Raw genomic sequence first — 24,252 nt, 5'->3', positions numbered from 1 at the left:
CTCGTCAATCCCGCAATCACGGGAACCCAAATCCCCCTAACCCGGCAGCGAACCGGTCGATCGAGGGGAATGACGAGCAAGGGAGGCTGCTGAATGTCCAAGAAACCCAACCAGAACCATCGTACCGATGTGGCCGAACGCGCCCGGCTCGAAGTCACGTTCGACCGGCCGCATCTGCTGACCACGCTGTTCGGTCAATATGACCAGAATCTGGTGGCGATCGAAAATCGGCTCGGTGTCTACATCGCCGCGCGCGGCAACAAGCTCCAGATCGAGGGCGAGGCCGAAGCGGCCGCCCGCGCGCGCGACGTCATGACCGGCCTCTACAACCGTATCATCGCCGGTCAGGAAATCGACGCCGGCGCGGTCGAGGCGGTGATAGCCATGTCTTCCGAACCGACACTAGACGGCATCATCCGCAATGACGTCGCCGAACCGCCCAAGGTGATGATCCGCACGCGCAAAAAGACCATCGTGCCGCGCTCCGCGACGCAGGTCACTTATATGGAAGCGCTCAACCGGAACGACATCATCTTCGCGCTCGGCCCGGCAGGCACCGGCAAGACCTATCTCGCCGTCGCCCAGGCGGTGAGCCAGCTCATCACCGGCAGCGTCGATCGGCTGATCCTGTCCCGCCCAGCGGTGGAAGCAGGCGAAAAGCTGGGCTTCCTGCCCGGTGACATGAAGGAAAAGGTCGATCCCTATCTCCGCCCGATCTATGACGCGCTGCACGACACCCTGCCGGCCGAGCAGGTCGAACGACGCATCGCATCGGGTGAGATCGAGATTGCCCCGCTTGCCTTCATGCGTGGCCGCACGCTCGCCAATGCCTTCATCGTGCTGGATGAGGCGCAGAATACCACCATCGCCCAGATGAAGATGTTCCTGACCCGCTTTGGCGAGGGCAGTCGCATGGTCATCTGCGGCGACCCCAAGCAGGTCGACCTGCCGCAACCGGGCGTGTCGGGCCTTGCCGATGCAGTCGCGCGGCTCGACGGCGTGGAAGGCATCGCCATGGTACCGTTCGGGGTAGGCGACGTCGTCCGTCACCCGGTCGTCGGACGCATCGTCCAGGCCTATGAGGGGCCGGATGCATAAGAATAGCAGCCGTTCGTTTCGAGCGAAGTCGAGAAACGACAACGCATCGCTTCGTGACGTCTCTCGAAGCGAACGGAGTATAATTAATGATTGAAGTCGCCGTCCTCCATGAAGAAGGCTGGCCCGATGTGGACTGGGAATTCCTGGCCCAGCGCGCCGTCAGCACCGCCATCGCGCACAGCCCGTACGCCGCCTTCGCGGCCGACCAGACGCTGTACGAGGTAGCGGTGAAGCTGACCTCGGACGAGGAAGTCCACGCCCTCAACCGCGCCTATCGCGACAAGGACAAGCCCACTAACGTGCTATCCTTCCCGATGGTGCAGGAAGACCTTTTGGAAGTCACCGCCAACACAGACGACGGCGAAGTATTGCTTGGCGATATCGTGCTGGCGGAGGGCGTCTGCGCTGCCGAGGCCGCGGAAAAGGGCATATCGATCGCCGACCATGCTACGCATCTGATCGTCCATGGGACTTTTCATTTGCTTGGATATGACCATATGGAGGACAATGAGGCCGAAGCGATGGAAGCGCTGGAGATCGCGGCGCTCCTCAGCATGGGCCTTTCTGATCCCTATGGGGATCGAGTAACAGGGGAATAGATCAGATTATGGCTGAAGGCAGCCCGAAGGACAGCACCTCTTCGAAAGAAGCGGACAGTAGCAACGAGGGCGGCTTATGGAGCGGCATCAAGTCGCTTCTGTTTGGCGAGGGTGAGGAAACCAGCCTTCGCAAGGAGCTGGAAGAAGCCCTCGACGAATATGACGAGGATGAAAAGGACGAGAATCCGCCCGCCAAGGGCGACCTGTCGGCGATCGAGCGCCAGATGGTCCGCAACCTCCTCCATTTTTCCGAACATACGGTCGACGACGTGGCGGTCCCCCGCTCCGACATCATCGCGATCGAGGAAAAGGCGAGCTTCGCCGATCTCGCGGCGCTGTTTGCCGAGGCTGGTCATAGCCGCATCCCGGTCTATCGCGAAAATCTCGACACCATAGTGGGCATGATCCACATTCGCGATGCCTTCGCGATCCTGGCGGGCAAGGAGCCGGTTCCTGCAACGCTGGCGCCGCTGATCCGCCAGCCCCTCTATGTCCCCGAAAGCATGGGCGCGCTCGACCTGCTCGCCGAAATGCGGGCCAAACGCACCCATCTTGCCATCGTGCTCGACGAATATTCGGGCACGGAAGGGCTACTGACCTTCGAGGATCTGGTCGAGGAAATCGTCGGCGAGGTCGAAGACGAGCATGACGATGCGCCGGAGGCGATGCTGGTCCCGCTCGACGGCGGCCTGTGGGAAGCCGACGCACGCGCCGAACTGGACGATGTCGCCGAGGAAATCGACCCGAAATTGGGCGATGTCGAGGAAGATGTCGACACGCTGGGCGGCTTGGCTTTCGTGCTGGCCGGTCGCGTACCGGAGCCGGGCGAAATCCTCGAACATGACGAAAGCGGCTGGAAGCTGGAGATCGTCGCCAGCGACGGCCGCCGCGTCACCCGCCTCCGCCTCCATCCGCCAGTCGAGCGGGAAGTGGTAGAAGAATAAGTCTCTTCATCGCAATCGTTCGATACCAACGCGAAATATTAAGCCTCGCCTGACAAACTCCGCCTCGTCACGCCGTTCGGCCTGAACCTGTCGAATCGCTGCCTTTCCCTTCAGTGGAGATGCTCGATCCTTCCACAAGTTCAGCCTGCGGCCCCTTGAACGATGCGATGCTCCGAAACGAGCCACAGGCAGGCGATGCGAAACGAACGACGATCGATGCAGCGACATGGCGGCGTGGACATGCTGTTCGCCGCCCCATGGACCTCCATCGAGAAACTGCTCCTCGCCGCCATTTGCGCCGCGACGCTCTTCTTCGCGATCGTGACGCCGCCCTTTCAGGCGCCCGACGAAAACCAGCATTATATGAAGGCCCTGTCGCTGGCGCAGGGCCGCATCCTGAGCGAGCAGCGCGGCGACGCTATCGGCGCGGAACTGCCGCGTGCAGCGCTCGACATCCATGCCGTGGATTTTCCGACCGACGTACCGTCCGAACTCCGCCGCTTCAATCGCAGACAACTAGCCGACAGCGCCACCGCCGACGCCGGTCGCAGCGGAACCGCCTTCGCCGACTTCCCCAATGTCGCCAGCTATGCGCCCAGCCTCTATGCCCCCGGCGCTGCCGGGCTGCTGCTTGGCCGGGCATTGGACCTGGCGTGGATCGACGCCTTCTATGTCGGCCGGCTAGTCAACCTGCTGACCGGCCTCGCCCTGCTGATCGCCGCGCTGCGCCTGCTGCCTTTCGGTCGCAACGCCATGCTGGCGACCGCGCTGCTCCCAACCTTCGCCTATCAGACCGGCTCGCTTTCGCCCGATGCGGTGATCAATGGCCTCGGCTTCCTATGCCTCGCGCTTGCCCTGCGCACCGGCTTCATGGGTGCAGCCCCGGCCCGCTCAGCCGCGCTGATCATCACCGGACCGCTGCTGGCACTTTGCAAAGGCGTCTATCTGCCGTTGATGGCCGCGGGCCTGCGCTGGCAGCAGCATCGCCGCGATATCCGGCCCGGTTTGGTCCTCGGCGCGATGGCATTGGGCGCGCTCGCCTTTGTCGGATGGATGCACTATTCCGGCGGTAGTCAGGCGCTCTATCATATTCAGTCGCGCAAAACCGGCGAGACGATGATGACCGCACCGCTCGGCGACCAGCTCGACATCGTCTTCCACGATCCGATAGGCTATGTCCGCATTCTCGTCACCAGCGTCATGGAACGAGCGCCGGTCTACATGCTCCAGATCGTCGGCCGCATCGGCTGGAACGCGATCCTGCTGCCGCTGCTCGCCTATCCGCTGGCAATGCTGATGCTGGCTGCGGGTGTGGCAAGTGGGTCGGGCGCACGCTTCGGCCTGGTCCAGCGCCTCTGGTGGCTGGCCATCGCGGCCGGCGTCGCGCTGCTCATAGAGACTGCCATGTATCTCACCGGCACGCCGCTGGGCGCCAACTATATTCAAGGGACGCAGGGCCGCTATTTCCTGCCGCTACTGCCGTTGGTGCTGCTCGCCCTGTCGCCCGATCGCGCGATAAGAGGCGCACCATGCCTCCTTGCCGTTACCGCCATGCCGCTGCTGCTGATCGCCGCCGCGACGGCGTTCGACAGTTTCTGGGTGCACGGCTTCATCACTAGCGATGGCAAGCCCCCGCACAGCAGCATCGCCCGCGCGCTATTGCTCCCTTCGCCGCGCTGGTAGCCAGACGCCACACAGGGCAAGCCAGCCCAGCCCCTCGATCCAGCCGGCAGTCACATCGCTCGGCCAATGCACGCCCAGCCATACCCGGCTGACGCCGATCAGCGCGATCACGACCGCCGCCGCCCAATAGCCCCCGCGCCGCCCGGCGAGCATCGCCAGCGCACCGAAAAAGATCATATTCCCCGCCGAATGGCCGCTGGGAAAACTGTAGGTATGGACCACATCCAGATGCGGCAGCAGGTCGGGACGGGGCGCGGCGAATATCTGCTTGAGCGCAAGGTTAAGCAGCGTCCCGCCGATCACGACCAGCAACAGCCAGAACGCAGACCGCCGAAGCCCTGCCCATAGCAAAGGCCCCGCCACCAGCAACACCAGCGCGATCCTGCCGATCGTCCCGCCGATCGCCGACGCCAACCGCATCACGACCGTGACATGCTGTCCGACCGCCGTATCGCGCGCATGTCCGGCCCAGCCCATCAGCCCGACATTCAGACCATCGAGCCACCCCGCCCGCTGCATGACCGCAATGGCAAGAACGCAAAAAAGCGCGAGAGCCAGAGCCCCCGCGCCTTTTGTCAGTAATATCCGCCGATCAGATATGGAGCGCACGCCCATAAGCGGCAAGCACGCTTTCATGCATCGATTCCGAAATGGTCGGATGCGGGAAGACGGTGTGCATCAGTTCCGCCTCGGTCGTCTCCAGCGTCTTGCCGATGGTATAGCCCTGGATCATTTCCGTGACTTCCGCGCCGATCATGTGCGCGCCCAGCAGTTCGCCGGTCTTGGCATCGAACACCGTCTTGGTGAAGCCTTCCGCCTCGCCCAGAGCGATTGCCTTGCCATTGCCGATGAAGGGGAACATGCCGACCTTCACATCATAGCCCGCTTCCTTCGCCTTGGCTTCGGTCAGGCCCACGCTGGCGATCTGCGGGTGGCAATAGGTGCAGCCCGGAATATTGCGCACGTCCATCGCGTGCGGATGCTTGCCCGCGATCGCTTCGGCCGCGATCACGCCTTCATGGCTCGCCTTGTGCGCCAGCCATGGCGGCGCGGTCACGTCGCCGATCGCCCAGATGCCCTCGACGCTGGTCTTGCACATCGGATCGGTGACGATATGGCCGCGCTCGGTCTTGATGCCCAGTTCTTCCAGGCCGATATTCTCTGTATTGGGCACGATGCCGATCGCGACGATGACGTGGCTGTAATCGCCGCTGACGACCTTGCCATCCTTGTCCTTGATCGCCGCCTTGACGCCGTTTGCGCCGACTTCCAGCTTGTCGACGCCCGCGCCGGTCATGATCGTCATGCCCTGCTTCTTCACCGCCTTTTCGAGGAAGGCCGACACATCCTTGTCCTCGACGGGAACGATGCGGTCCATCATCTCGACCACGGTCACGTCAGTGCCCATGTCGTTGTAGAAGCTCGCGAACTCGATACCGATCGCGCCCGACCCGATGACCAGCAGCTTGGTCGGCATTTCCGGCGGGGTCATCGCGTGGCGATACGTCCACACCCGCTTGCCGTCCGCCGGGGCGAAGGGCAGGTCGCGAGCACGGGCGCCGGTCGCGACGATGATGTTCTTCGCCGTCAGTTCCTCGGTCTTGCCATCCTTGGTGACGCTCAGCTTGCCCTTACCGAGCAGCTTGCCGTCGCCCATATGGACGGTGATCTTGTTCTTCTTCATCAGGTGCGTGACGCCCTGATTGAGTTGCTTGGCGACACCGCGCGAGCGCTTCACCACCGCCGCGATGTCGGCGCTGATCTTCTCGGCCACCAGGCCATAGTCGCCGGCATGCTGCATATAGTGGAAGATTTCCGCCGAACGCAGCAGCGCCTTGGTCGGAATGCAGCCCCAATTTAGGCAGATGCCGCCCAGATTCTCGCGCTCCACGATCGCGGTCTTCAGACCCAGCTGGGCCGCACGGATCGCGGCAACATAGCCGCCAGGGCCGGAGCCCAGAACGATGACATCGTAATTCTCAGCCATGATCAGTCTCTCTAATCTTATTCCGCCAGCGGCGGCACGGAACGGGGCTGGCGATCCTCTCCGATCGCCACGAAGGTGAAGGTCGCGCGGGTAACGCGATAGCTGCGGTCGTCATGGCGCGCACGTCGCCATGCTTCTACGTCGATCTTCATCGACGTGCGCCCAACGGATTTGAGGGTTGCGAACACCGACACCTCGTCGCCGACCACGACGGGACGGAGGAACGTCATGCCTTCCACCGCGATGGTCACGGCGCGGCCATGGCTGTGCCGTGCGGCAACGCTGCCCGCCGCCGAATCCATCAGGCTCATCAGCCAGCCGCCGAAAATATCCCCATAGGGATTGGTGTCGGCGGGCATGGCGATGACGCGCACCGCCGGGCTTTCGGCCGGCGGCTGCTCGTCGGTGAACGCCATCAGGCGAGCAGGCCCATCGGGTTTTCGACCAGTTCCTTGAACGCCTTCATCAGACGGGCGCCATCGGCGCCGTCGATCGCGCGATGGTCGAAGCTGCCGGTGGCCGACATCACGGTCGCGATCTGGAGCGAGTCATCGACGACATAGGGACGCTTGTCGCCCGCGCCGATCGCCATGATCATGCCCTGCGGCGGGTTGATGACAGCCTCGAACTGCTTAATGCCGAACATGCCCATGTTTGACAGCGAAGCCGTGCCGCCCTGATATTCTTCGGGCTTCAGCTTGCCGTCCTTGGCGCGGCTGGCCAGATCCTTCATCGCGTTCGAAATCGCAGCGACGCCCTTGCCGGCCGCGTCCGTCACGATCGGCGTGATCAGGCCGCCGGGGATCGACACGGCGACGCTGATGTCGGCGCGCGTAAACTGAAGCATCTGGTCGCCGGCGAACTGCACGTTGCATTCCGGCACTTCGATCAGCGCCACGCCCAATGCCTTGATCAGCAGGTCGTTGACCGACAGCTTGACCTTGCGGTTGGCGAGGCCGGCGTTGAGTTCGCCACGCAGCTTCAGCAACTTGTCGAGTTGGATGTCGACGGTGAGGTAGATGTGCGGCACCTGCTGCTTGGATTCGGTCAGGCGGCGCGCGATGGTCTTGCGCATGCCGCTGAGCTTGATGACCTCGTGTGGAATGCCGAAGTCCTGCGCCGCGGCAGCGACCGGAACAGGCGCGGCGGCAGGTGCCGAAGCCGGCGCAGGAGCCGCAGCGGGCGCAGCCGCACCCTGCTTTGCGCCATCAATGTCGGCCTTGACGATGCGACCGTTGGTGCCGGTACCGGTGACAGTAGCAAGGTCAATGCCCTTCACCTCCGCCAGGCGGCGGGCCAGCGGGCTGGCCTTCACGCGGTCGTCCGAAGCGGCATCCGCCTTGGGCGCCGGAACGGCATCCGCCTTGGGAGCCGGCGCAGCGGCTTCCGCCTTTTCCGGAACCGGATCGGCCTTGGGTGCGGGCGCAGCGTCCGCCTTGCCGCCGCTGGCAGCCGCAGCCGCGACATCTTCACCTTCTTCGGCGATGATGGCGATGACGGTGCCGACCTTCACGCCTTCCGAACCTTCAGCAACCAGGATCTTGGCGACGACGCCTTCGTCCACCGCTTCGAATTCCATCGTCGCCTTGTCGGTTTCGATTTCGGCCAGCAGGTCGCCCGACGACACCGTGTCGCCCTCCTTGACCAGCCACTTGGCCAGCGTACCTTCCTCCATCGTAGGGGAAAGGGCGGGCATCTGGATCGTCTTGCTCATGCGTTCGGGGCCTCTTCTGGTTTATTGGCTCGCGCCATTTGGTGCCCCGTTTCCACCCATTCGCCGGATCGGTCAAGCGACCGCTTGCGGAAGGGGAATTTATACCCCACATTTCACCTCTATGGTTCGTTGGCCGGATTTCCGGACTGACATCGCCATAAATTCAACACGGGGACGATAAGAGTGCGGACATATCTGGTAGTCGTCGACGAATCGCCGGAGGCCGAAACCGCGCTGCGCTTCGCGGCGCGCCGCGCCGCCAAGACCGGGGGAGCCGTGCGCATCCTTGCGCTGATCCCGCCCGCCGAATTCGTCCAGTGGGGCGGCGTGCAGGCGACGATGGAGGATGAAGCGCTGCAACGCACGGAAGCTCTGGTGACGAGCGCCGCCGGCACGCTGAGCGACGAATCCGGCATCCGCCCCAGCATCACCGTTCGTCAGGGCGACGCGGTAACAGTCGTCCGCAAGACACTGGAAGAAATGGACGATGTCGCCGCGCTGGTGCTCGGCGCGGCCGCCAGCGGCAATCCTGGCAAGCTCGTCTCGCACTTCGCCGGCGCGGACGCAGGCAAGCTCCCCTGCCCCATCATGGTCATTCCCGGCGGCCTTGACGCCGATGCCATCGACCGGCTGAGTTGAAGTAAACACCTCCGTTCGTTTCGAGCGTGTCGAGAAACGCGGCGGGGCAGTTCTATCCGTTTCTCGACTTCGCTCGAAACGGACGGAGGTTATTTCCTGTGCTTGCCCCGCTTCGACCCGATATGCCGGATATTCTTGGGGCGGCCGCGATGGACAACGCCCGGCCGCGTCCGGTCGCGCTTCATCGGCCCGCCACGCGGCGCAGGCGCATCGGGCAGTTCAAAGCGCAATGACCCGTTGATCGGGTCCGCCTCCGCCAGCCGCAATTCCAGCCGCTGCCCGACCGTGTAGCGCTCGCCGCTCTCCACGCCTTCCAGCGCCTTGCCGGCCTCGTCATAGAAAAAGCGTTCCGCGCCCAGCGTCGACACCGGCACCAGCCCGTCGCCGCCCAGCCCCTCGACCGTCGCGAAAAAGCCGAAATTCTGCACGCCCGTAATCCGCGCCTTCACCAGTTCGCCAACATGCGCCGCCAGATAGGCCGCGACGTAGCGGTCGATCGTCTCCCGCTCCGCCTCCATCGCACGCCGCTCGTGGCCGGAGATCATCTCCCCGACCCGGCCCATATTCTCGTAATCATCCTGGCTCAGCGACGAGCGGTCCGGAATCTCACTCCCCTTGGGCGCGGGCAATTCCAGCCCATAAGCCCCCACCAGCGCGCGATGCACCAGCAGGTCCGAATAGCGACGAATGGGCGAGGTGAAATGCGCATAGCTGCCCAGTGCGAGCCCGAAATGCCCCATATTCTGCGGGCTGTAATAGGCCTGCGTCTGGCTACGCAGGATCTGGGTCATAATCTGCTCCTTCTCCTCCGCCCCCTCGATCTTCCTGATGAGCTGGTTGAAGGTCGATGGCTTGACCACCTGCCCCAGCGCGAAAGCGATGTCGAAAGTGGCCAGATATTCCTTGAGCGCCACCAGCTTGTCGCGGCTCGGCGTTTCATGGACCCGATACATGACCGGCGCCTTCTTTACTTCCAGCGCCTTGGCCGCTGCAACATTGGCCGCGATCATATAATCCTCGATCAGCATATGCGCGTCGAGCCGCTCGCGCACCGCCACGCTGACAATCTTGCCATAGTCGTCCAGCACCACCCGCCGCTCCGGCAGGTCCAGCGCCAGCGGATCGCGCGCCTTGCGCGCCTGCTGCAACAACGCCCAGCAAGCCCAGAGCGGCTTCAATGCCGGCTCCAGCAGTTCATGATCCTTCTGCCCGTCGATCGCCGCCTGCGCATCCTCATAGGCCAGCACCGCCGCCACGCGGATCACCGCCCGCGTGAAGCGCCACGCCGTCACCTTGCCCTGCGCGTTGATGGTGAGGTGGCACGCCATCGCCGCCCGATCCTGCTCCGCACGCAGCGAGCACATGTCGGACGACAGCTGATGCGGCAGCATCGGCACGACCAGATCGGGGAAATAGACGCTGTTGCCGCGTTTCCGCGCTTCCTTGTCCAGCGCGCTGCCCGGACGGACATAATAGCTGACATCAGCAATGGCGACGATTGCCTTGAAACCGCCCGGATTTGCCTCATCTTCATCCGGCGCGGCCCAGACCGCATCGTCATGGTCGCGCGCGTCGACCGGGTCGATCGCCACGATCGGCAGGTGGCGCAGATCCTCGCGCTTATCCTCGTGCAGCGGCAGGGCGGAAGCCTTTACCGCCTCCTCCTCCGTCCGTTCCGGGAAGACATGGGGGATGCCATGCTTGTGGATCGCGATCAGGCTGAAGCTGCGCGGCGCAAAGGGATCGCCCAATATGTCCGTCACCCGCGCCGAAATGCGCGGCGGCCGCCCATGCGGCTCGGCCAGCACCAGATCGCCCGGCTTGGCCGTGCCGACATCGCTGATCGGCGTATCCTTGCGGATGCGCTTGTCGACCGGGCGCAGCCACAGCTTGCCGTCGGCCATTTCCTCGACCACGCCCAGCAGTTCCTCGCTGGCCTTTGCGAGTTTCTTCATCGGATGCGCGACCCAGCCGCGCCCGGCCTCCTCGGTGCGAGCCAGGATGCGATCGCCGATCGTCAGCCCCCCCCTTTTCCCTCGCTCTACCACGCGCAGCCGCGGTGCTGGCTGGCCCTCCGCTTCCCAGCGCTCGGGCGTCGCGATCAGCGTCGTGTCATCGACATCGACGATCCGCAGCACCGTCACCTTGGGCACGCCGCCCATCTTGTGGAAGGCGCGCGCCGGGCCGATGTCGATCAGCCCTTCGTCCGCCATGTCCTTGAGCAACGCCTTGAGCGCGATCTTCTCCTGCCCCTTCAGGCCGAACGCCTTGGCGATCTCCCGCTTGCCCGCGGGCGTATCGGATTCGGCGATGAACGCCATGACCTGATCTTTGGAGGGGAAGCCGGCGGGCCGGACCTTTTCGGGTTTCTTGTGCTTCTGGGTCGATGCCATGCACCGGGTATAGGGATGCCATCCCGCCAGTGGTAGCCATTATTCGCCGTCAAGCCCCCTTGCAGGCACGCCCTGTCCAAAGCACTCTCCCGCCATGACACGCCTGCTCACACCCGGAGAGGTGGCGCCCTGGTTCCATGGCGCTGCGCTGGACAGCAATCCCAACTACGCCTTCAACAGCGTGGGCGGACGGTGGATCGTCATGCTCTTCATGGGCAGCGGCACCGCGCCGGGCAGCGCCGATGCGCTCGCCCTGCTGGCACGCCACCGCAATTATTTCGACGATGATCGGGCCTGCTTTTTCGGCGTAACGATGGATCCGCAGGACGCTGCTCAGCGGCGCATCGCGCAAAGCCTGCCCGGCATCCGCTGGTTCCTCGACTATGACGGCGCGATCTCGACGCAGTTCGGCGCGCTGCGCGATCAGCACTATCACCCCCACTGGCTACTGATCGACCCGATGATGCGCGTGCGCCAGATCGCACCGCTGGCGGAAGGCGAAGCCCTGATCGCCACGCTGCGCAGCAGCCCGCCCCCGCTGCCCGACATTGATCCGCCCGTCATCATCGTACCCGACATTTTTCCACCCCCTCTCTGCCGCCACCTGATCAGCCTGCATGAGCAAGGCGGCGGCGAGGATTCCGGCTTCATGCGCGAGGAAAACGGAATCACCGTCCTGAAGCTCGATCATTCGCACAAAAGGCGGCAGGACCACATGATTCAGGATGCCGCCCTGATCGCGCAGCTCAAGGGCCGGATGGCCAGCACGCTCCGCCCGATGATCCATCGCGCCTTCCAGTTCGACGTGACCCGCGTCGAACGTTTCCTGATCGCCTGCTATGACGCGGAACGGGGCGGTTATTTCCGTCCCCATCGCGACAACACGACCAAGGGTACCGCGCACCGCCGTTTCGCCTGCACGATCAACCTCAATGCCGAGGAATATCAGGGCGGCGAACTGCGTTTCCCTGAATATGGCGTGCGCAGCTACCGCGCGCCCACCGGCGGCGCTTTGGTCTTCTCCTGTTCCTTGCTGCACGAAGCGCTGCCCGTGACCAGCGGCCGCCGCTATGCCTTCCTTCCCTTTTTTTACGACGACGCAGCCGCCCACATCCGCGAACAGAATGTCGGCTTTCTGGCGCCCGATATCGGCGGCTACACCTCCGGATTGCAGGAAGAAGCTGCCGAGTAGGCAGCGCGCCACTTGCCAATGTTCCTATTTTGTTCTATTCATCCACCATGGCCGTATATAGGGGCAGAGGCGCGACACTGAACGGCGAAAGCCGGCGCTTCAACATGCCTGAACGCCAGGCTGACGGCGACTGGCTGGACGCACTGGAAGCCATCGACGGGGAAGTGCCCCGGCTCCGTACGGAAGTCACGGTCGAACATCCCCGCACCATCATCGCACGCAACAATTCCCCGGACATAGCCTTCAGCCAGTCGATCAACGCCTATCGTGGCTGTGAACATGGCTGCATCTATTGCTTCGCGCGCCCCACCCATGCCTATCACGACCTTTCGCCGGGGCTGGATTTCGAAACGAAGCTCTTCGCCAAGCCCGACGCGGCCAAATTGCTGCGCGCGGAGTTGATGAAGAAGGGCCATGTCGCAAGCCCCATCGCGATGGGGACCAACACCGATCCTTACCAGCCGATCGAAAAGGACTGGCAGATCACGCGAGAGGTATTGGAGGTGCTGGCGGAGACGCGCCACCCGACCTTCATCACCACCAAGTCCGACCGCATCCTGCGCGATATCGATCTGCTCGCCGACCTCGCCCGCGACAATCTGGTGGCGGTGATGATCTCCGTCACGTCACTCGATCCGAAGATCGCCCGCGCCCTCGAACCGCGCGCGCCGCATCCCGACCGCCGCGTCGCCGCGATCGCGCGGCTTGCAGAGGCTGGCGTGCCGGTATCGGCGAACATGTCCCCGATAATCCCCGCCATCAACGATCATGAGATTGAAAGCGTGGTCGCTCGCGTCGCTGCCGCCGGTGCGCGCGACGTCAACTATATCCTCGTCCGCCTGCCGCACGAAGTTGCCCCGCTCTTTCGCGCCTGGCTCGACGAACATTATCCCGATCGCGCGGGCAAGGTCATGTCCATGATCCGCGACCTTCGTGGCGGCCGCGACAATGATCCCGATTTCGGCAGCCGGATGAAGGGTCGGGGCGTCTGGGCCGACCTGATCCGCACCCGCTTCGTCAAGGCGCGCCGCCGCGCAGGACTGGGCGGCGAACGATTGGTGCTGCGATCCGACCTGTTTCGCCCACCCGAGGGCGCGCAGATGCGGTTGTTCTAGGGGAGGACGGCAGGTCAGAAACAGCGCCCCTCTCATCGCTGGGCAAGCGAAATGCCGGGCGCAAGGCAGAAGCCGAAAATATGACAAATATAGTTTAGAAAGGTTCAGACATGAAACTTAAATTTGACAAGATGTTGCAAAGGTCATAATTTTTCTCTGCACTAGACGGAGGAGTATGCGATGCGCCTGACTGCCCTTCTTCCTATCGCCCTTGCTGTTGCAGCCCCTGCCCATGCTCAGCATGTGGGCGGCGTATCGGGGATACATTTCAACTTGGGCACGCCAATGTCAGCCCCGGTAAATAGTTACGGTGGCTATGGCGTCACCGATTTCTCGCGCCCTTTCTGGCAGAGTAGCGACATTGGCACGGTGCAAGGGCTGATCGCTACCGGTCATTATGCCGAGGCGGACGTCCTGCTGTCGAAAATCGTCGGCCGGACCAGCAGCAAGCAGGTCCGCTTTCTGAAAGGTGTTACCAGGTTGGGCATGGGAGACGCCGAGGGCGCGCGCCGCTATTTCGAGAAAAGCCTGTATCAGGGACGGAACGGCTATCCAGGCGCCATGTCGGGGCTTGCTATCGCGGAAATCCGTCTTGGCAATCGGGATGCGGCCGAGAATATCTTGCAGAAGCTGCGCTATCAGAAGGAAATATGCAGCAATAGCTGTGATCGCGCCCAGCCGCTCGATCAAGCGGTTGCGGTAGTCGAAAAGGCGCTGACATAGGCTTTGACCCAGAAACGCTTTGCGTCAAACACTACGCAAAGCATCCTGGTTATTCGCCATCGTATCGCTTTTGCGGATCAGATACCGCTCCAGTTTCGACTAAAACCGGCAAGGCCGCCGCTCCACACTTCGTTTCGCAAGGGTCATTGCGCTGGCGGCCACGCCCCTCAGTTTCTACCGATCCTGCGCAATTGGCGCACCTGACTGGTTGTCGAAAAGCGGGCAATCATCACCCCACCAGCCGCATTCCCGACCGCCGCATCTTCGTGCGATATCCATCTGCCTTCACGTCCATCCGCTCGAACCGATGGATGCTCAGCCCCGCAATCGTCGCGATCGCATCCACCTGATCCGCGCCCAGACTATAGCGGTCGCCGAGGAAAATCCGCGCCGCCTGCCCAACACCTACTGGCGCGCGCAGGAACACTTCGCTGCGACCACCGCCGGCGCCCGCCAGTAACGCCGCCAGCGCCTCGACCGCCTGCACTGTTTCGATGTCGACCGTCAGTTCCATCCGCGACGCGCTGGCAATCGCGCGGAACGGCTCTACTCCGCGCACGGTGACACGCGGCGTTTCCTCGCCGGGCAGACGGTCCAGTTCCACGATCAGCAGCGCGCAATCGCCATCCGCCGCCAGCAGTTCGATCGCCTTGCACGCCTCTTCGTCGAAGCAACTCGCCTGAAACTGTCCGCTCTGGTCGGAGAAGGTTGCATTGGCATAGCGCGCGCCGCGCTTTGTCTCACGCCAGCGGACATCCTCGACCATCGCCGCCATGATCGTCATGGCGCGCCCTTCGGCATTGGGCGCAGGCATGGGCGACTGGCAGACCAGGCCATAGCTTTTCGCGCCTCGCGCATCGGCCAGATGCCGGTAGCGATCGACCGGATGGGCCGAGAAATAGAAGCCGAACGCCTCCTTTTCCTGCGCCATACGATCGGCCACGGTCCAGGCCTGATGCGGCGGGATGCGCACATCGGCATGGGGCGTCTCGACATCTCCGAACAGGCCGCCCTGCCCGCTTTCTCGCGCTTCCGCATTGCTGGACGCCACCGAAAGGATGGTTTCCGCCGCCGCGTGGACGCCCGCCCGGTCGGCATGGATGCCGTCGAATGCGCCGGCCGCTGCCAGGCTTTCCAACTGCCGCCGGTTGAGCAGGCGCGGTTCGATCCGGTCCGCGAAATCGTCCAGCGACTTGAACGGTCCGCCCTTGTCGCGCTCCTCGACAAGCTGCTCCATCGCCTTCTCACCCACACCCTTGAGGCCGCCCAACGCATAGCGCACGGCAAAGCCAAGGCGAGGATCCTCGCCCTCATAGGGGACGGCCTCGACCGTAAAATCCGCCTCGCTGCGGTTTAGGTCGGTCGGCAGGCAGGTCATCCCCATGCGCCGCATATCGTCGACGAAGACGGTCAGCTTTTCCGTGAGGTGAATATCGAACGCCATCGACCCGGCATAGAATTCCGCCGGATAATGCGCCTTCAGCCACGCCGTCTGATAGGCAAGCAGCGCATAGGCCGCCGCGTGTGATTTATTAAAGCCATAGCCCGCGAATTTGTCGATCAAGTCGAACAGTTCATTGGCCTTGGCCGGCTTGATGTCGCTCTGCGCGCAGCCTTCCACGAAGCGGGAACGCTGCGCGTCCATCTCCGCCTTCACCTTTTTGCCCATGGCGCGGCGCAGAAGGTCGGCGTCACCCAGCGAATAGCCCGCCAGGATCTGCGCGGCCTGCATCACCTGTTCCTGATAGACGAAGATGCCATAGGTTTCTTCGAGGATGGGCTTCAGGAGAATATGGGGATATTCAATATCTTCCTGGCCGTTCTTGCGACGCCCGAACATCGGGATATTGTCCATCGGGCCGGGGCGGTAGAGCGACACCAGCGCGATGATGTCGCCGAAATTGGTCGGACGCACGGCGGCCAGCGTCTTGCGCATCCCTTCCGATTCCAGCTGGAACACGCCCACCGTATCGCCGCGCTGGAGCAGGTCGTAGACCGCGCTGTCATCCCATGCGAGCGTATCGAGATCGACCGTCACGCCGCGCGCCGCCAGCAGCTTCACCGCCTTCTGCAACACCGACAATGTCTTGAGGCCCAGAAAGTCGAACTTCACCAACCCCGCGCCCTCGACATATTTCATGTCGAACTGCGTCACCGGCATGTCCGAACGCGGATCGCGATAGAGCGGCACCAATTGACTGAGCGGCCGATCCCCGATCACCACGCCCGCTGCGTGGGTGGAGCTGTGGCGCGGAAAGCCCTCCAGCTTCATCGCATAATCGATCAGGCGGCGGACCTGATTGTCATTGTCATATTCCGCCTTGAATTCGGAAACGCCGTTCAGCGACCGCTCCAGCGTCCAGGGATCGGTCGGATGGTTGGGCACCAGCTTGGCCAGCCTGTCCACCTGCCCATAGCTCATCTGGAGCACGCGGCCGGTGTCCTTCAGCACCGCGCGCGCCTTCAGCTTACCGAAGGTGATGATCTGCGCCACATGGTCCGCGCCGTATTTCTGCTGGACGTACCGGATCACCTCGCCGCGCCGCGTTTCGCAAAAGTCGATGTCGAAGTCGGGCATCGACACGCGCTCCGGGTTCAGGAAGCGTTCGAACAGCAGGCCCAGCTGCAACGGATCGAGGTCGGTGATGGTCAGCGCCCAGGCGACCAGCGACCCCGCGCCCGAACCACGGCCCGGTCCCACCGGAATGTCATGATCCTTCGCCCATTTGATGAAGTCGGCCACGATCAGGAAGTAGCCGGGAAATCCCATCTGGATGATGATGTCGGTCTCGAACTTCAGCCGGTCGAAATAAGGCTGGCGGGCTTCCGGACCGATGATTCCCGCCTTCTCCAGCCGCGCCTCCAGCCCCGCCGCCGCCTGCTCGCGCAGCATCACGCCCTCGCCCTCGATATCACCGGCCAGGCTCGGCAGGATCGGCTTGCGCTTGGGCGCGGCAATGGCGCAGCGCTGCGCGACGACCAGCGTATTGGCCAGCGCCTCGGGCAGATCCTCGAACAGCCGCTTCATCTCCCCCACCGGCTTCATCCAGGCGTCGGGTGAGCTGGTCCGGCGATCGGGCGTCTCGACATAGGCGCTATCGGCGATGCAGAGCATCACGTCATGCGCCTCATGGAAATGCGGCTCGGCAAAGCAGGTCGGGTTGGTCGCGACCAGCGGCAGGTTGCGGTCATAGGCAAGGTCGAGCAGTTGCGGCTCGGCCTTCCCCTCCACCGGGTCCAGTCGCCGACAAATCTCGATATAGAGGCGATCCGGGAACAGCGTCTCCAGCCGCTGGACATAGGCGACCGCCGCGTCCGGCTGATCCTCGGCGAACAACCGCGCCAGCGCGCCCTCGCCGCCCGCCGTCAGCGCGATGACGCCATCGGTCCGCCCTTCCAGCATATCGAGCGTCACATGCGGCACTTCCTCGACCGGCCGGTCGAGATGCGCCATCGACACCAGCGCGCAGATATTGTCGTACCCGCCCGCATCCTGCGCATAGAGAGCGATCCAGTCATGTACCGGCGCCGCATTGGCCGGCCGCCCCGGCCGCAGCACGCCCAACATCGCGCCGATGATCGGCTGCACGCCCTCGCCCTTGCAGGCGTCGGAAAAGGCCATCGATCCATACAGCCCGTTACGGTCCGTGATCGCTGCCGCAGGGAAGCCCAAGGCCTTGGCCTGCTTGGCGATCTTCTTGGGATCGATCGCCCCTTCTAGCATGGTGAAGGAGGAAAAGACGCGAAGCGGAACGAAAGCGGCATGAGGCATCCGTTCAATCTAGGCATGACGACCGATTCGGCACACCCCCCTGACGACGAAATCTGTGGGCAAATTCCAAAGACCGGCCGCTTTGGCGCCATCCTTAAGAGATTGCCAACCAGTCGTCGCTATGATCCGGCCGATCATGCGCCTGTCCACGATCACCAACTGGGCCTATGGGGCCACCGTCGCCCTGACCCTCGCCTCGGGCGCCACGATGCTGATGGCGTCGGGCGCGGAGGAACGGGAACGCACCGCCGTGGCGCAGCGCGCCACTTTCGATCAGGCGACCGCCACGCTGGAGGAGGATGTCTACCGCCTCACCGAACAGGCGCGCGGCTTCGTCATCAGCGAAGATCCCAGCCACCTGATCGCCTATCGCCGCGAAAAGGCCGCGCTGCGCTCGGTCGAGGCCCGGATAGCCCACCTGCGCGACGCCGGTGCCAGTGAAGGCGAACTGGCCGCGCTCCAACAGGCACTGCACTGGTCGGACGCCCTGACCGACGAGCAGGAGGCCGCGATCCGCGCGGTCCAGGCGGGCGACGACCGCACCGGCCGCACGATATTGTTCGGTGACGAATATGGCCGCGAACTGGACCGCGTCGCGGCGCAGGTCGGCAAGTTCCAATATATGCTGGATCAGCGCACCGACCATTCGGTGGCGCGCGCGACCGATAGCGCCCGCCAATGGCGCACCATGTCTGAAGTCATGCTGGGCATCACAGCCCTGCTGTTCCTTTGCGTCCTCTATTTCGTTCTGAAACAGCGCATCCTGCATCCCGTCGTGCGCCTCAGCGACGTCGTCACGCGCCTCGCCGCGCAGGATTGGGACGCGATCCCGCCGGACTCCGCCCATGTCGATGAGATTGGCGACATGGCGCAGGCCATCCGCATCTTCCGCGAAAACGGCCTGGAACGGCAGCGGCTGGAGCAGGAACGCGACATCGACCACAGCATGCGCGACCTGCTGTCCCGCCTGACCCAGCGGCTACAGGGCTGCGACAGCGTTCATGATCTGGTGGAGGTCGTCCGCCGCTTCGCGCCCGAGATCGCGCCCGATTTTCCCGGCCGGCTCTACATTCACGACAACCGCCGCAACGCCATGACACAGGCCTGCGACTGGCTGTCCCCAGCCTGTTCCCGCATCGAGTTTCCACCCTCCGCCTGCTGGGCATTGCGTCGTGGCCAGACCCACCGGCCGATCGGCGACATGGTCGATATCCCCTGCGAGCATCTCCACACGACGGTCCCGATCAGCACCATCTGCATCCCGCTCGCAGCGCAGGGGGAAAGCATCGGCATGCTCTATTATGAGGAACCGGCGCAGGCCAACGCCAACCACCTGGAGCGGACCGGCAAATATCTGGAGATGCTGGCGGAAAATATCGGCCTCGCGCTCGCCAATCTGCGCCTGCGCGATGTGTTGCGCGAGATGGCGATGGCCGACGCGCTCACCGGCCTGCCCAACCGTCGCCAGTTCGACATCATGCTTCAGACCTTGGTGAACGATGCGGAGCGCAACGCGACCCCGCTCACCTGCCTGATGGTCGACATCGACCATTTCAAGCGGTTCAACGACAATTTCGGCCATGATGCCGGTGATGCCGTGCTGCGCGCCGTCGGCAATGTGCTATCCGATTCGCTCCGCGAGAATGGCCACGCCTTCCGCCTGGGCGGCGAGGAATTCGTCATCCTCATGCCCGGCTTCAGCCTCGACCAGGCGCTCGGCCGCGCGATGCAGATCCAGCGCCGCATCCAGGATCTGCGGATCCAGCATCGCGGCAAGGAACTGGGCGCGATCACCGCCAGCTTCGGCCTTGCCACCTATCCCGACCACGGCCGCGCCGATCGCCTGCTCCAGACCGCAGACGCCGCCCTGCTGCGCGCCAAGACCGAAGGCCGCGACCGCATATTGGTCGCGACCGTGCGGGACGGCGCTTCGGCAGCGGCCTAGACCCCCTCCAGCTTCCCTTCATGCAGCCGGACCACCCGGTCCATCTTCTCGGCCAGCCGCTCATTATGGGTAGCAACCAGCGCGGCGGACCCTTCGCCGCGTACCAGCCGTAGGAACTCGGCCAGCACCACGTCCGCCGTGCGCTCGTCCAGATTGCCGGTCGGCTCATCCGCCAGCACCAATGCCGGCCGATTGGCCAGTGCGCGGGCCACCGCCACGCGCTGCTGCTCGCCGCCCGACAACTGGCTCGGCCGATGGTCCAGCCGGTGCCCCAGGCCCAGCGACGTCAGCAACGACTCGGCCCGCTTGCGTGCCGCATCCATCTCCACGTCGCGGATCACCTGCGGCAGCACCACATTCTCGGTCGCATTGAAGTCCGGGAGCAGATGGTGGAACTGGTAGACGAAGCCCAGCGCATCGCGCCGCAGCCGGGTGCGCCCGTCATTGTCGAGCTTCGCCGCTTCCTCGCCGTCGATCCGGATCGATCCGTCGAACCCGCCCTCCAGCAGGCCCACCGCCTGCAACAGGGTTGACTTGCCCGACCCCGACGGCCCCAGCAGCGCGACGATCTCGCCCGGCCCGACCGACAGGTCGATGCCGCGCAGCACCTCGATCGTCACCCCGCCCTGGGTGAAACTGCGGGTCAAGCCGCTGACTTTCAGAACATCATTCATAGCGCAGCACCTGCACGGGATCGGTATTGGCGGCCTTGAAGGCCGGATAAAGCGTGGCGAGGAAGCTGAACAGCAATGCCATGACGCAGATGACCGTCACCTCGATCGGGTCGGACTTGGACGGCAATTCGCTCAGGAACCGCACCGAAGGATCCCAGAGATTCTGTCCCGTGACGAACTGGATCGCGTTCACCATTCCCTGGCGGAAGAAAAGGAAGGTGAAGCCCAGCACCATGCCGGCCGCCGTGCCCAGCGCGCCGATGGTGACGCCCACGGTCATGAAAATCTTGACCAGCCCCACCCGGCTCGCCCCCATCGTCCGCAATATCGCGATGTCGCGCGTCTTCGCGCGGACCAGCATGATCAGCGAGGAGAGAATGTTGAACACAGCGACCAGCACGATGATCGACAGCACGACGAACATCGCCACCCGCTCGACTGCCAGTGCCTCGAACAGCGACGCGTTCATCTGCCGCCAGTCGGTGATGACGGCCCGGCCAGCGACCTTCGCGGCCAGCGGCTCCAATATCTGCCCCACCTTGTCGGCGTTGACCGTCTGCACCTCGATCATGTTCACCACGTCGCCCAGCAGCAGCAATGTCTGCGCATCCTGGATCGGCATGATGACGAAGGCCTTGTCATAGTCGTAGACGCCGATCTCGACGATCGCCGCCACCCGATAGGCGATCTGGCGCGGCACCGTGCCGAACGGTGTGGTCCTGCCCGCCGGATTGAAGATGGTGATCGTGTCGCCGACCTGGATACCCAGATTTTCCGCCAACCGCGATCCGATCGCGACATTGCCGCTATCGGGCTTCAGGTCGGCCAGGGTGCCGCCCTTGACGTTCTTCGTCAGCGTCGGGCTGGACCGTATATCGTCCACCGTCATGCCGCGAACCAGCGCGAATTCGAACCGTCCCTGATAGATGGCACCCAGCGGCTGCTCGATCATCGGCGTGGCATGGGTCACGCCCTGCGTTGCCCTGGCCTGCTTCAGCACGGATTGCCAATCAGGCAACCGCCCGCCATAGCCTTGCACCACGGCATGGCCGTTGAGGCCGACGATCTTGTCGAACAGTTCGGCGCGGAAGCCGTTCATCACGCTCATGACGATGATGAGTGCAGCGACACCCAGCATGACCGCGACCAGACTGATGCCAGCGACGAGAAAGATGAACCCTTCCCCCTTGCCCGGCAGCAGGTAGCGCTTGGCGATCATGCGTTCGTAACGGGATAGAATCATGTGGCGCGAACGGCCCTTCAAATATGGATCTGGATGATGGCTTAGGCATCGGCATGCTTAACGGCAAGCATTGCAGGATTGTTGCATCGCCGCCACAGGGGCGGACCGAAAATCACAGCAGTCCGATTTTGCCCGTGACTTAAGCCTGCTCCAGTCATAGCAAGAAACTCGAAGCACAGGTGAAAGGCCGTGGTTCAGGGATACTGCATCCCGCTTCGAGCTTAGGGGGCTAAGAAGCGGTTGAGGCAGGCCAAGGGGGAGACGAGCAATCGTCCATTAAACACCCGGATCGTGAAAACACGATCCGGGTGTTTTTTATTGGCCCTGTCCTATCGCGATCCTTTCTTGCATTCTCATGGCCCTATGCTTCGCCGCCTGGTGCGTTTTCCAAGCAGATGGAATCGCCTGCTGGCTCGGAAAGCGCGGCAAAGCAAAACCATAGAGCAGTCGAGCCTATGTAATCGGATCGGAGTCTGCTCTAGCGCCATACTTCTTTCCGATAGGATCAGGCGCGCGCAACATCCTGTCGGAATGTACGGGAAACATGCGAAGTTAAGACGGCGTTTTCCAACAGCCGCCTGCTCTTGAAACCCGAAAGAGTACAACCATATCAATTCCGTCCAGCCGCCACATGGGGCCGGACAGATTATCGCCGGATGCCAGTTGACGGGTCCGGCACGTTCATATTGCTCGTTGGAGATTATGACTCATGCGTAGTTTCGACCTTACCCCTTATCGCCGTTCGACCGTGGGCTTCGATCGTCTGTTCGACCTGATCGAAAATAACGCCCGCCTTGCTCAGGGCGACAATTATCCCCCCTTCAACATCGAGCGCCTGTCCGAAGACCGCTATCGCGTCACGCTGGCCGTTGCCGGCTTCCGCCCCGATGAAATTGACATTACCGCACAGCAGAACCTGCTCCAGGTGATCGGCCGCAAGGATGACGCGTCAGGCGCCGACCGCTCCAAGTTCCTGCATGTCGGCATCGCCAACCGCAGCTTCGAGCGTCGCTTCGAACTGGCCGACTTCGTCCGCGTTGAAAAGGCCGATCTGGCCGATGGCCTGCTTGTGATCGAGCTGGTCCGCGAGATTCCCGAAGCGATGAAGCCCAAGAAGATCGCCGTCAATGGCGGTCAGCTGGTCGAAATCAGCGGCAAGGATCGTGACGCCGCCTGATCCCGTTTCGAGATGACAAAGAAGAGGGCGCGACCGCAAGGCCGCGCCCTTTTTGCTGTCCTATCCGGAAACGATGGGAATAATCCTGATCCCGGCGACGGTGTGAACTTCCACATATGAAAACAGAAAATCAGATCTCGACCTGGCTGCCCAGTTCCACGACCCGGTTCGTTGGCAGGCGGAAAAACTCCATCGCGCTTTCCGCGTTGCGAAGCATCCAGGCGAAGATCTTCTCCCGCCACAGCGGCATGCCGGGCTTGGCCGACGGCAGCAGAGTCTGGCGGGCGAGGAAAAAGCTGGTGTCCATCATCTTGAACGCCTGACCGCAACCGCTGATATTCTTGAGCGCGGCGGGCACGTCCGGCTCCTGCATGAAGCCATAATGCAGCACCACGCGGAAGAAGCCGCGGCCCAGATCCTCCAGCTTGCACCGACCGTCATCCTCGACGACCGGCACATCCTTGATCTTCACCGTCAGCAGGATCACCCGCTCATGCAGCACCTTGTTGTGCTTCAGATTATGCAGCAGCGCATGGGGCACGCCATCGGGCGTCGATGTCATGAACACCGCCGTGCCCGGCACCCGCACCGCGCTGTTGGCGGCGGACGCCACGAACACCGGGATCGGCATGGCCGCTTCCCGCAGACGGTCCTGCACCAGCCGCCGACCGCGCGACCAGGTAGTCAGCAACGTGAAGACGACGAAGCCGATCAGCAACGGGAACCAGCCGCCGTCCGGCACCTTGGTCAGGTTGGCCGCCAGATAGGCGCCATCGACAAAGAAGAAGACCGACAGCAGCGGCGCGGAATAATACCATTTCCAATGCCACAGACGATAAAGCAGCACAGTCAGCAGCAGATTGTCGATGAACATCGCACCCGTGACCGCGATGCCATAGGCCGCCGTCAGGTTGGACGATGTCTGGAACACCAGCACCAGCAGGATGACCATCGTCATCAGCCCCCAGTTGATCAGGGGGATATAGATCTGCCCAGCAGCCGACGCGCTGGTGTGCGAAATGCGCAGGCGCGGCATGAAACCGAGCTGGATAGCCTGTTGCGTGACGGAGAAAGCGCCCGAAATCACCGCCTGCGACGCGATGATCGCCGCCAGCGTAGCCAGCACGACCAGCGGCAACTGTCCCCATTGCGGCGCCAGATTGTAGAAGGGGCTATGCAGCGCCGCCGCGCCTTCGCGGAACAACAGCGCACCCTGCCCCATATAGTTGAGCATCAGCGCGGGCAGCACGAAGAACAGCCAGGACACACGAATCGGACTGCGTCCGAAATGCCCCATATCGGCGTAGAGCGCTTCCGCACCGGTCACGGCCAGCACGACGGACCCCAGCGCCAG

At 63.3% G+C, this 24,252-nt stretch carries 19 protein-coding genes; 10 read left to right on the top strand and 9 right to left on the bottom strand.

What is annotated here, in order from left to right; translation table 11 throughout:
• Positions 1-93: 93 nt before the first annotated feature.
• The 4 genes from VMR39_RS20830 to VMR39_RS20815 all read left to right on the top strand — a co-directional run bounded on the left by VMR39_RS20830 (position 94) and on the right by VMR39_RS20815 (position 4,324).
• Entirely contained in the window at positions 94-1,098 is a 1,005-nt protein-coding gene (locus tag VMR39_RS20830; RefSeq protein WP_325418660.1) for a PhoH family protein, read from the top strand.
• A gap of 86 nt (positions 1,099-1,184) precedes the next feature.
• A complete protein-coding gene (ybeY, locus tag VMR39_RS20825) occupies positions 1,185-1,697 on the top strand; it encodes an rRNA maturation RNase YbeY (protein WP_325418658.1) in 513 nt (170 codons plus the stop codon).
• A gap of 8 nt (positions 1,698-1,705) precedes the next feature.
• A complete protein-coding gene (locus tag VMR39_RS20820) occupies positions 1,706-2,641 on the top strand; it encodes a hemolysin family protein (protein ID WP_325418656.1) in 936 nt (311 codons plus the stop codon).
• Between the two features lie 240 nt (positions 2,642-2,881).
• Positions 2,882-4,324, top strand: coding sequence for a DUF2142 domain-containing protein (locus tag VMR39_RS20815; RefSeq protein ID WP_325418654.1), 1,443 nt, complete (start codon positions 2,882-2,884; stop codon positions 4,322-4,324).
• Here the strand turns inward: VMR39_RS20815 and VMR39_RS20810 are convergent.
• Genes VMR39_RS20810 through VMR39_RS20795 form a run of 4 tightly spaced genes read right to left on the bottom strand, consistent with a single transcriptional unit; the run spans position 4,298 to position 8,025 of the window.
• Positions 4,298-4,939, bottom strand: a complete 642-nt coding sequence (locus VMR39_RS20810) for a phosphatase PAP2 family protein (protein WP_325418691.1) — start codon at positions 4,937-4,939, stop codon at positions 4,298-4,300. The two genes, VMR39_RS20815 and VMR39_RS20810, sit on opposite strands and share 27 nt — an antisense overlap.
• Positions 4,917-6,311 carry a dihydrolipoyl dehydrogenase gene (gene lpdA, locus VMR39_RS20805; RefSeq protein WP_325418652.1) on the bottom strand — a complete coding sequence of 465 codons (1,395 nt, stop codon included), beginning with the start codon at positions 6,309-6,311 and terminating at the stop codon, positions 4,917-4,919. The genes VMR39_RS20810 and lpdA overlap by 23 nt, the downstream gene beginning before the upstream one ends.
• Positions 6,312-6,328: 17 nt before the next feature.
• On the bottom strand, positions 6,329-6,727 hold the full coding sequence (locus VMR39_RS20800) for an acyl-CoA thioesterase (RefSeq protein WP_325418650.1): 399 nt from the start codon (positions 6,725-6,727) through the stop codon (positions 6,329-6,331).
• Positions 6,727-8,025 (bottom strand): pyruvate dehydrogenase complex dihydrolipoamide acetyltransferase, encoded by a 1,299-nt coding sequence (locus VMR39_RS20795; protein ID WP_325418648.1) that lies wholly within the window; start codon positions 8,023-8,025, stop codon positions 6,727-6,729. The genes VMR39_RS20800 and VMR39_RS20795 overlap by 1 nt, the downstream gene beginning before the upstream one ends.
• A gap of 183 nt (positions 8,026-8,208) precedes the next feature.
• Between VMR39_RS20795 and VMR39_RS20790 the strand changes: the two genes are divergently transcribed.
• Positions 8,209-8,664, top strand: a complete 456-nt coding sequence (locus VMR39_RS20790; RefSeq protein WP_325418646.1) for a universal stress protein — start codon at positions 8,209-8,211, stop codon at positions 8,662-8,664.
• 89 nt (positions 8,665-8,753) lie between these two features.
• Here the strand turns inward: VMR39_RS20790 and rnr are convergent, their stop codons facing one another.
• Positions 8,754-11,057 carry a ribonuclease R gene (gene rnr, locus VMR39_RS20785; protein WP_325418644.1) on the bottom strand — a complete coding sequence of 768 codons (2,304 nt, stop codon included), beginning with the start codon at positions 11,055-11,057 and terminating at the stop codon, positions 8,754-8,756.
• 94 nt (positions 11,058-11,151) lie between these two features.
• On the opposite strand from rnr, the gene VMR39_RS20780 reads away from it, so the two are divergent.
• The 3 genes from VMR39_RS20780 to VMR39_RS20770 all read left to right on the top strand — a co-directional run bounded on the left by VMR39_RS20780 (position 11,152) and on the right by VMR39_RS20770 (position 14,087).
• Entirely contained in the window at positions 11,152-12,249 is a 1,098-nt protein-coding gene (locus VMR39_RS20780; protein WP_325418642.1) for a 2OG-Fe(II) oxygenase, read from the top strand.
• 47 nt (positions 12,250-12,296) lie between these two features.
• The gene (locus tag VMR39_RS20775; protein WP_325418640.1) at positions 12,297-13,364 is read left to right on the top strand and encodes a PA0069 family radical SAM protein; all 1,068 of its coding nucleotides are present in this window, start codon (positions 12,297-12,299) and stop codon (positions 13,362-13,364) included.
• 180 nt (positions 13,365-13,544) lie between these two features.
• A complete protein-coding gene (locus VMR39_RS20770) occupies positions 13,545-14,087 on the top strand; it encodes a tetratricopeptide repeat protein (RefSeq protein WP_325418638.1) in 543 nt (180 codons plus the stop codon).
• Between the two features lie 229 nt (positions 14,088-14,316).
• Here the strand turns inward: VMR39_RS20770 and dnaE are convergent, their stop codons facing one another.
• The gene (gene dnaE / locus VMR39_RS20765; protein WP_325418636.1) at positions 14,317-17,859 is read right to left on the bottom strand and encodes a DNA polymerase III subunit alpha; all 3,543 of its coding nucleotides are present in this window, start codon (positions 17,857-17,859) and stop codon (positions 14,317-14,319) included.
• Positions 17,860-17,995: 136 nt separating this feature from the next.
• On the opposite strand from dnaE, the gene VMR39_RS20760 reads away from it, so the two are divergent.
• Positions 17,996-19,804: a diguanylate cyclase gene (locus VMR39_RS20760; protein WP_325418634.1), complete on the top strand. Its 1,809-nt coding sequence runs from the start codon at positions 17,996-17,998 to the stop codon at positions 19,802-19,804.
• On the opposite strand, the gene VMR39_RS20755 is transcribed toward VMR39_RS20760, so the two are convergent.
• Both VMR39_RS20755 and VMR39_RS20750 read right to left on the bottom strand, forming a co-directional pair.
• Positions 19,801-20,478, bottom strand: a complete 678-nt coding sequence (locus tag VMR39_RS20755) for an ABC transporter ATP-binding protein (RefSeq protein ID WP_325418632.1) — start codon at positions 20,476-20,478, stop codon at positions 19,801-19,803. The two genes, VMR39_RS20760 and VMR39_RS20755, sit on opposite strands and share 4 nt — an antisense overlap.
• A complete protein-coding gene (locus VMR39_RS20750) occupies positions 20,471-21,721 on the bottom strand; it encodes a lipoprotein-releasing ABC transporter permease subunit (protein ID WP_325418630.1) in 1,251 nt (416 codons plus the stop codon). Before VMR39_RS20750 ends, VMR39_RS20755 begins: the two co-directional genes overlap by 8 nt.
• Positions 21,722-22,430: 709 nt before the next feature.
• Here VMR39_RS20750 and VMR39_RS20745 point away from each other — a divergent pair.
• Complete coding sequence (locus VMR39_RS20745; RefSeq protein WP_325418628.1) at positions 22,431-22,898, top strand: Hsp20 family protein; 468 nt, start codon at positions 22,431-22,433, stop codon at positions 22,896-22,898.
• A gap of 130 nt (positions 22,899-23,028) precedes the next feature.
• On the opposite strand, the gene VMR39_RS20740 is transcribed toward VMR39_RS20745, so the two are convergent.
• Positions 23,029-24,252: KUP/HAK/KT family potassium transporter (locus tag VMR39_RS20740; protein WP_325418626.1), on the bottom strand; the 1,224-nt coding region annotated here is incomplete at its 5' end.

This window comes from Sphingobium sp., from assembly GCF_035511395.1.
Taxonomy (GTDB): domain Bacteria; phylum Pseudomonadota; class Alphaproteobacteria; order Sphingomonadales; family Sphingomonadaceae; genus Sphingobium.
This window is presented reverse-complemented; position numbering and strand designations above follow the sequence as displayed.

Excerpts from the sequence above, each read along its gene's own strand:
- VMR39_RS20820 (WP_325418656.1), top strand. The coding sequence starts at position 1,706 with ATGGCTGAAGGCAGCCCGAAGGACAGCACCTCTTCGAAAGAAGCGGAC.
- ybeY (WP_325418658.1), top strand. The coding sequence starts at position 1,185 with ATGATTGAAGTCGCCGTCCTCCATGAAGAAGGCTGGCCCGATGTGGAC.
- VMR39_RS20795 (WP_325418648.1), bottom strand. The coding sequence starts at position 8,025 with ATGAGCAAGACGATCCAGATGCCCGCCCTTTCCCCTACGATGGAGGAA.
- VMR39_RS20760 (WP_325418634.1), top strand. The coding sequence starts at position 17,996 with ATGCGCCTGTCCACGATCACCAACTGGGCCTATGGGGCCACCGTCGCC.
- VMR39_RS20810 (WP_325418691.1), bottom strand. The coding sequence starts at position 4,939 with ATGGGCGTGCGCTCCATATCTGATCGGCGGATATTACTGACAAAAGGC.
- VMR39_RS20745 (WP_325418628.1), top strand. The coding sequence starts at position 22,431 with ATGCGTAGTTTCGACCTTACCCCTTATCGCCGTTCGACCGTGGGCTTC.
- VMR39_RS20800 (WP_325418650.1), bottom strand. The coding sequence starts at position 6,727 with ATGGCGTTCACCGACGAGCAGCCGCCGGCCGAAAGCCCGGCGGTGCGC.
- dnaE (WP_325418636.1), bottom strand. The coding sequence starts at position 17,859 with ATGCCTCATGCCGCTTTCGTTCCGCTTCGCGTCTTTTCCTCCTTCACC.
- rnr (WP_325418644.1), bottom strand. The coding sequence starts at position 11,057 with ATGGCATCGACCCAGAAGCACAAGAAACCCGAAAAGGTCCGGCCCGCC.
- VMR39_RS20815 (WP_325418654.1), top strand. The coding sequence starts at position 2,882 with ATGCTGTTCGCCGCCCCATGGACCTCCATCGAGAAACTGCTCCTCGCC.
- VMR39_RS20770 (WP_325418638.1), top strand. The coding sequence starts at position 13,545 with ATGCGCCTGACTGCCCTTCTTCCTATCGCCCTTGCTGTTGCAGCCCCT.
- VMR39_RS20750 (WP_325418630.1), bottom strand. The coding sequence starts at position 21,721 with ATGATTCTATCCCGTTACGAACGCATGATCGCCAAGCGCTACCTGCTG.
- lpdA (WP_325418652.1), bottom strand. The coding sequence starts at position 6,311 with ATGGCTGAGAATTACGATGTCATCGTTCTGGGCTCCGGCCCTGGCGGC.
- VMR39_RS20775 (WP_325418640.1), top strand. The coding sequence starts at position 12,297 with ATGGCCGTATATAGGGGCAGAGGCGCGACACTGAACGGCGAAAGCCGG.
- VMR39_RS20780 (WP_325418642.1), top strand. The coding sequence starts at position 11,152 with ATGACACGCCTGCTCACACCCGGAGAGGTGGCGCCCTGGTTCCATGGC.
- VMR39_RS20830 (WP_325418660.1), top strand. The coding sequence starts at position 94 with ATGTCCAAGAAACCCAACCAGAACCATCGTACCGATGTGGCCGAACGC.
- VMR39_RS20755 (WP_325418632.1), bottom strand. The coding sequence starts at position 20,478 with ATGAATGATGTTCTGAAAGTCAGCGGCTTGACCCGCAGTTTCACCCAG.